Raw genomic sequence first — 7,503 nt, forward strand, 5'->3', positions numbered from 1 at the left:
GCGGAGTGACCAGGTGACAGATCTCTTCGGCGACCCCGCCGCCAGATCGTCGTCGCCGGACTCGCGCCGCTCCCGGTCCCGGGGTCGCGCGCGTGCGCAGCGCGAGCGCCAGAAGCGGCGTCGTCGCTCGATCTGGGTGCTGATCGTCGCGCTCGTGCTCGTCGCGGGTGCGGGATACGTGGTCTCGGAGCTCGTCGGCGGCTTCTTCCACGGCAGCTCGAACGAGGCCGGGGTGGAGGACTACCCGGGCCCCGGCCACCCGGCGGCGCGCGTCGTGGTCGCCCAGGGCGACACGGGCGCCCAGATGGCGCACACGCTCCAGGTCGCGGGCGTGGTCGCCACCGAGAAGGCGTTCAACCGCGCCTACGCCGCGAACCCCGACGCCATCAAGATCCAGCCCGGCACGTACAACCTGCTGCTCGAGATGAAGGCGTCGGACGCGGTCCTCGCGCTCCTCAACCCCTCGAGCCGCGCGACCATGGGCGTCACGATCCCTGAGGGCCAGACGGTCCAGCAGACCCTCTCGAAGATCAACGAGGTCACGCTCATCCCGCTCGAGGACCTCCAGGCGGCCGCTGCCGACCCGGCGGCCATCGGTCTGCCTGCGGAGGCCGGCGGCAACCTCGAGGGCTGGCTGTTCCCCGCGACGTACCCCGTCGAGCCCGGTGCCAGCGCGGCGAGCGTGCTGCAGCAGATGACCGCCAAGACGGTCGAGGTGCTGACGTCCAAGGCCGTCCCGAACGACCAGTGGGAGACGGTGCTGACCAAGGCGTCGATCGTCGAGCGCGAGGCGAAGCTCGACGAGGACCGGCCGAAGGTCGCGCGCGCGATCGACAACCGGCTCGACAAGCAGATGCCGCTGCAGATCGACGCGACGGTGGCGTACGGGCTCGGCATCTCGGGCAAGGACCTCACGACCGCGATGACGCAGGACGCGTCGAACCCGTACAACACGTACAAGCACCTCGGCCTCACGCCGGGACCGATCTCCAACCCCGGTGCGGCGTCCATCGACGCCGTGCTGAACCCGGCGCCCGGTGACTGGCTGTTCTGGGTGACCGTCAACCTCACCACCGGCGAGACGCTCTTCGCGAACAACCTCGACGACCACAACGCGAACGTCGACAAGCTGCGCGAGTGGCAGGCCCAGCAGGGCAACTGACCTCGGGCGGCGCTGACCCATCCGACGGGCGACCACGCACGAGTGGTCGCCCATCGGACACCTATGCTCCGGGCCATGGATCGTCACGCACCGCAGCCTCCGGTCGAGCAGGTAGGGATGCGGACCCGCTCACGTGCGGCCGTCCTGGGGCACCCCATCTCGCACTCGCTGTCGCCCACACTGCACCGTGCGGCGTATGCCGCTCTGGGGTTGACGGACTGGCGCTACGACGCGGTCGACGTCACCTCGGACGGGCTCGCGGCGTTCGTCACGACCCTGGACGAGACGTGGGCGGGACTGAGCCTCACCATGCCGCTCAAGCAGACCGTGCTCGGCCTGCTCGACCACGTGGAGCCGCTCGCGGAGGTCGTCGGGGCGGTCAACACGGTGCTGCTCCAGGGGTCGGGTGCAGGCCGCGTGCTCGTGGGCGCGAACACCGACGTGTACGGCCTCGTGACCGCGCTCGGCGAGGGGCTGCCCGGCGGCGCCTCGGCACGGGTCGGCACGGCCGCGGTGCTCGGGGCGGGCGCGACCGCGGCGTCGACGCTCGCGGCCCTCGGCCAACTCGGGTGCGCGACCCCGGTCGTCTACGTGCGTTCCGTGCAGCGCGCGGGCGGGCTCCTGCGAGCGGCGCACCGCATGGGCGTGCAGCCGGTGCTCCGGTCGCTCGACGACGCGGCCGGTCAGGTCGGTCGAGCGGACGTCGTCGTCTCGACGCTGCCGCCGCACGCCGCCGACGACCTCGCCGCCGCGCTGCCCCCCGCCCGTCCGGCCGGCGTGCTGCTGGACGTCGCGTACGACCCGCGGCCGACCGCGCTGTCCGCGGCGTGGGCAGCCCGTGACGGCGTCGTCGTCGGGGGAGAGCGCATGCTGCTGCACCAGGCGGTCGAGCAGGTCAGGCTCATGACGGGCCGACCGGGCCCCGTCGACGCGATGGCCGCCGCGCTCGAGGCGCGTCTGGTGGCCTAGCTCTCACGGACGTATCCCTCCGAACCCCTCAGGGTCAGCCGTCCGGCTGCCGATGAGGGCAGTGGACCGGTGTGGCACAACGCCGGGACTGGACCGGAGGGAGCACGCGTGAAGCAGCTCGGGGAGATCCTGCTCGACGAAGGCCTCGTCTCGGAGACGCAGCTCATCGCGGCGATGGACGAGCAGATGACCCGCGGCCTGTCCCTGGGGCGCACCCTCGTCGAGCTCGGGATCCTGTCCGAGGGCCAGCTCGTCAAGGCGCTGGCCGCGCAGGTCGGGATGGACTTCGTCGACCTCGACGAGTTCGCGGTGGACCGGTCGGCCGTCTCGATCGTTCCAGCCGCCCTGTGCCGCCGCTACACCGTGCTGCCCGTCGGGTTCAGCAACGGGTCGATCGTGCTCGCGACCGCCGACCCCGGCAACGTCATGGCCGTCGACGACGTCCGCACCGTCTCGGGCATGCCCGTCGTCTCGGTCGTCGCGACGTACGACAACCTGCTGCGTGCCATCGACAGGTTCTGCCGGGCCGACGACGAGATGGAGGACCTCTCGTCGGCGTTCGAGGACGAGAACGCCGAGCCTGAGGCCGACCTGTCGAAGATGGGCGAGGTCGCCGACGACGACGCCCCGATCGTCCGCTACGTGAACCTGCTCGTGACGCAGGCGATCACGGACCGCGCCTCGGACATCCACATCGAACCGACCGAGCATGACCTGCGCGTCCGGTACCGCATCGACGGCGTCCTCCACGAGACCCAGAGGTCGCCCAAGCAGATCCAGGGCGGCGTCATCAGCCGCGTCAAGATCATGAGCGACATCGACATCGCCGAGAAGCGCAAGCCGCAGGACGGCCGCATGTCCGTGGTGCACAACGGTCGCAAGATCGACCTCCGCGTGGCGACGCTGCCGACGGTGTGGGGCGAGAAGATCGTCATGCGCATCCTCGACAACTCGACCGCAAGCCTGGACCTGCGCGACCTGTCGTTCCTCGACCACAACTACGAGACGTACCGGAACTCGTACACCAAGCCGTACGGGATGATCCTGGTCACCGGTCCGACCGGGTCGGGCAAGTCGACCACGCTGTACGCGACGCTCAACGCGGTGTCGAAGCCCGAGATCAACGTCATCACCGTCGAGGACCCGGTCGAGTACCGGCTGCCGGGCATCAACCAGGTGCAGGTCAACCCGAAGGCTGGCCTGACCTTCGCGTCCGCCCTGCGCTCGATCCTGCGCTCCGACCCCGACGTGGTGCTGCTCGGTGAGATCCGTGACCACGAGACCGCGCAGATCGCCATCGAGGCGGCCCTCACCGGGCACCTCGTGCTGTCGACGCTGCACACGAACGACGCGCCGTCGGCTGTCACGCGTCTGACGGAGATGGGCATCGAACCGTTCCTCGTGGGGTCGGCTCTCGACGCGGTCGTCGCCCAGCGCCTCGCCCGCCGGCTGTGCGGCAAGTGCAAGGAGCCGTACCGGCCGACCGCGGAAGAGATGGAGGCTGCCCGGTTCCCCTGGATGCCCGGTGAGCCGCTTCCGGAGCTCATGCGTCCGGTGGGCTGTGTGGCGTGCTCGAAGACGGGGTACCGCGGCCGGCTCGCCCTGCACGAGGTCATGCCGGTCACGGAGGAGATCGAGCGGCTTGCTGTGGCGCACGCGTCGAGCGCCGACATCGGCGCCACGGCAGTCGCCAATGGCATGATCACGCTCCGCGACGACGGCTGGCACAAGGTGGCGCTCGGTCACACGTCGATCGAGGAGATCCTGCGCGTCGTCGCGTGACCACAGAGCGTTGCGCCGACCGGGTGAGCCTCGCGGATGCCTCAAGTCCGGCACGGTGGCCGCCGATGATCCGAACAGCAGGGCGAGCGCCCGGTGCGACGTCGAACGGCCGCACGAGCTCGTAGCCGACAGGTGGAGGAAACGACGTGAGCGAGCACTACCAGAGAGACGTGGGGGAGCCTTCGCGGCCGCTGCCGCCGTACCGGCCGGTCGGGCCGCAGGCCGGCACCGTCGCCTCTCCGCCGACGTACTCGCCCATCCCCTCGCAGAGCGCTCAGCTCACCCCCGGCGCCCCACAGCACTACGCGGCGCCCGTGCCGCCCGCGCCTGGCGCCGCCTACCAGGCGAACCCGACGCCCGGGATCTCGGAGCTGAGCGCGCTCGCGGGGTCGCGTCCGACGTTCCTGCCGGCGCCGGTCCCGCCACAGGCTCCGCCGCCCTCGCACAGCGCCGCCGCGGCTGCCCCGGGCCACCAGGTTCCCGCCCAGGGCGCCGCCGCGCCCGCCCCGGGAGCTCCCGGCCACGTGCCCGCGCCGCACGCCCCCGCGCCCCCCGCCACGCCCGCGAAGCCGGCGGGGCGCGACCGCTCGCGAGCGACCCAGCACGAGGACGACCTGCCGATCGACGCCGTGCTCGCCGAGATGGTCCGGCTCGGCGCGTCGGACGTCCACCTGACCACCGGGTCCGCACCGATGATCCGCGTCTCGGGCTCGCTGCGGCCGCTCGAGCAGTACGGGACGATGTCGCCCGAACCGCTGCGCCGAGCGCTGTACGCGATCCTCACGCAGAAGCAGCGCGAGAAGTACGAGGCCAACCTCGAGCTCGACCTGTCGTACGCCGTCCGCGGCCTGGCGCGGTTCCGGGTGAACATCTACCAGCAGCGCGAGTCCATCGGCGCGGCGTTCCGTGTGATCCCGTACGAGATCAAGCCGCTCGAGCAGCTCGGCATCCCCGCAGTCGTCGGCACGTTCGCCGGCCTGCCTCGCGGGCTCGTGCTGGTCACGGGCCCGACCGGCTCGGGCAAGTCCACGACGCTCGCGGCGATCGTCGACCTCGCGAACCGCACGCGTGAGGACCACATCATGACGGTCGAGGACCCGATCGAGTTCCTTCACCGGCACAAGAAGTCGCTGATCAACCAGCGCGAGGTCGGTGCGGACACGCACTCGTTCGCGAACGCCCTCAAGCACGTGCTCCGCCAGGACCCCGACATCATCCTGGTCGGCGAGATGCGTGACCTCGAGACGATCTCGGTCGCGCTGACCGCGGCCGAGACGGGTCACCTTGTGTTCGCGACCCTCCACACGCAGGACGCGGCGCAGACGATCGACCGTGTCATCGACGTGTTCCCCGCGCACCAGCAGGCGCAGGTGCGCACGCAGCTCGCGGGCGCGATCCAGGGCGTCGTCTGCCAGACGCTGTGCAAGCGCGACGACGGCCCTGGCCGTGCGGTCGCGACCGAGGTACTCGTCGCCACGCCCGCGATCCGGAACCTGATCCGCGAGGGCAAGACGCACCAGATCTACTCGGCCATGCAGGCCGGTGCCGCGCAGGGCATGCACACGCTCGACCAGCACCTCGCCGACCTCGTCAAGACCGGGAAGATCTCGTACGAGACCGGCCTCGACAAGTGCCACCACATCGAGGACTTCAACCGGCTGACCGGCCGAGCGTCGGGTGGCACCGCAGGTGCCGGCCTCGCGAAGGCCGGCATGGGCGGCAACTTCTACGCGGACGGAGCGCGCTGATGGCCGCGGGCACCACGAAGACGTTCGAGTACGCGGTCCGGGACCGCGGCGGCAAGATCGTCAAGGGCCGGATCGACGCGCCCAACCAGGCGGCGGTGGCGAACCGGCTCAAGACCATGGGTCTGGCGCCGATGTCGATCAGCGAGGTCGGGAACTCCGGGCTGCAGAAGGAGATCTCGATCCCGGGGTTCAGCGACAAGATCTCGCTGAAGGACCTGGCGATCATGGCCCGGCAGCTCGCGACGATGATCAACGCCGGGCTCTCCCTGCTGCGTGCCCTGACCATCCTGGCCGAGCAGACGGAGAGCAAGCCGCTCGCCAAGAGGCTCGCCCAGGTCCGTGGCGACGTCGAGGTGGGTGTCGGGTTCTCCGTGGCGCTGAGCAAGCACGCGGACGTGTTCCCCCCGCTCATGATCAACCTGGTGAAGGCCGGCGAGGTCGGCGGTTTTCTCGACCAGGTCCTGGTGTCCGTCGCCGAGAACTTCGAGGCGGAGGTCAAGCTCCGCGGCAAGGTGAAGTCGGCGATGACCTACCCGGTGGTCGTCTTCGTCATCGCGATCCTCGCCGTCGTCGGCATGCTGCTGTTCATCGTCCCCGTGTTCGCGGGCATGTTCGCGAGCCTGGGCGGTGAGCTGCCCACGCCGACGAAGGTCCTCGTGGCGCTGTCGCAGTTCCTCAAGATCGCGGCGCTGCCGCTCCTGGCGGCCGTCGTCGCCTTCTCGATCTGGTGGGGCCGTCACAAGAACGACCGCGCGGTGCGCGAGAGGCTCGACCCTTTGAAGCTCAAGGTGCCGGTGTTCGGCAACCTGTTCAAGAAGATCGCCGTGAGCCGGTTCACCCGGAACTTCGGCACGATGATCCACGCCGGTGTGCCGCTCCTGCAGGCCCTCGACATCGTCGGCGAGACGAGCGGGAGCCTCGTGATCGAGCGTGCCGCGAAGTCGGTCCAGGAGTCCGTCCGCGCCGGCCATTCGCTCAGCGGTCCGCTGTCCGCCCACCCGGTCTTCCCGCCCATGGTCGTGCAGATGATGGCGGTCGGTGAGGACACCGGCGCGCTGGACACGATGCTCGAGAAGATCGCCCAGTTCTACGACCAGGAGGTCGAGGCGACGACCGAGCAGCTGACGTCGCTCATCGAGCCGATCATGATCGTCGTCCTCGGCTCGCTCATCGGCGGCATGATCATCGCGCTCTACATGCCGATCTTCTCCGTCTTCAACCTCATCAACTGACATGGGACCGTCACAGCGCCGCGCCCCGGGGGACGAGGGCTTCACGCTCGTCGAGCTGCTCGTCGTCATCATCATCATCGGGATCCTGGCGGCCATCGCGATCCCGGCCCTCGTGGGGCAGCGGAAGAAGGCCGCGGACGCGAGCCTGAAGTCGGACCTGCGGACCGTCGCCACCGCGCTCGAGGCGTCGCGGACGCAGGAGGGGGCGCTGCCGACCGTGGCGAGCGCGGTCGACGACCTGCGGATGAGCCCCGGCAACACCGTCGCCGTCTCGGTGACGGGAGAGGACTTCTGCCTCGTCGGGGACCACCCCGGGGGGATCGGAGCCTCGCACGCGTGGGTCTACGACACGAGCGCGGGTGGGTTCGCCGACGCCTCGGTCGTGAGCTGCGCGGGGGCGGTCACGTTCGCGCTGCCCTGACGGGCGCCGCCGTCCGGGTGAACTCTTCGGACATTCTTCCGGCCGCCTCACGAGGGTGCCCGCGGACGCCGAAGGGTGCGGTGGGCACGTTGCCACGGCAGGGTGCTGCGGCTTCATCTGGACATCGAGAATGAAATGGGGACGAGCACATGATCGCTCGCATTCGTAAGTCGATCGACGAGAAGGACC

The 7,503-nt window shown here is 70.2% G+C and carries 6 protein-coding genes; all 6 read left to right on the plus strand.

Going from position 1 to position 7,503, the window contains the following annotated elements; all coding sequences use genetic code 11:
• The first annotated feature begins 13 nt into the window (after window positions 1-13).
• The 6 genes from mltG to J7523_RS14265 all read left to right on the plus strand — a co-directional run bounded on the left by mltG (window position 14) and on the right by J7523_RS14265 (window position 7,314).
• Window positions 14-1,162, plus strand: coding sequence for an endolytic transglycosylase MltG (gene mltG / locus J7523_RS14240; protein ID WP_291887789.1), 1,149 nt, complete (start codon window positions 14-16; stop codon window positions 1,160-1,162).
• Window positions 1,163-1,237: 75 nt separating this feature from the next.
• A complete protein-coding gene (locus J7523_RS14245) occupies window positions 1,238-2,131 on the plus strand; it encodes a shikimate dehydrogenase (protein ID WP_291887791.1) in 894 nt (297 codons plus the stop codon).
• Window positions 2,132-2,239: 108 nt separating this feature from the next.
• The gene (locus J7523_RS14250) at window positions 2,240-3,913 is read left to right on the plus strand and encodes an ATPase, T2SS/T4P/T4SS family (RefSeq protein WP_291887793.1); all 1,674 of its coding nucleotides are present in this window, start codon (window positions 2,240-2,242) and stop codon (window positions 3,911-3,913) included.
• A 170-nt stretch (window positions 3,914-4,083) separates the two neighbouring features.
• Window positions 4,084-5,661: a type IV pilus twitching motility protein PilT gene (locus J7523_RS14255; RefSeq protein WP_291887795.1), complete on the plus strand. Its 1,578-nt coding sequence runs from the start codon at window positions 4,084-4,086 to the stop codon at window positions 5,659-5,661.
• Window positions 5,661-6,893, plus strand: coding sequence for a type II secretion system F family protein (locus J7523_RS14260; protein WP_291887797.1), 1,233 nt, complete (start codon window positions 5,661-5,663; stop codon window positions 6,891-6,893). The genes J7523_RS14255 and J7523_RS14260 overlap by 1 nt, the downstream gene beginning before the upstream one ends.
• 1 nt (window position 6,894) lies before the next feature.
• Window positions 6,895-7,314, plus strand: a complete 420-nt coding sequence (locus J7523_RS14265; protein WP_291887799.1) for a prepilin-type N-terminal cleavage/methylation domain-containing protein — start codon at window positions 6,895-6,897, stop codon at window positions 7,312-7,314.
• Window positions 7,315-7,503 lie beyond the last annotated feature (189 nt).

This window comes from Cellulomonas sp. (genome assembly GCF_017744555.1).
Lineage (GTDB): Bacteria > Actinomycetota > Actinomycetes > Actinomycetales > Cellulomonadaceae > Cellulomonas.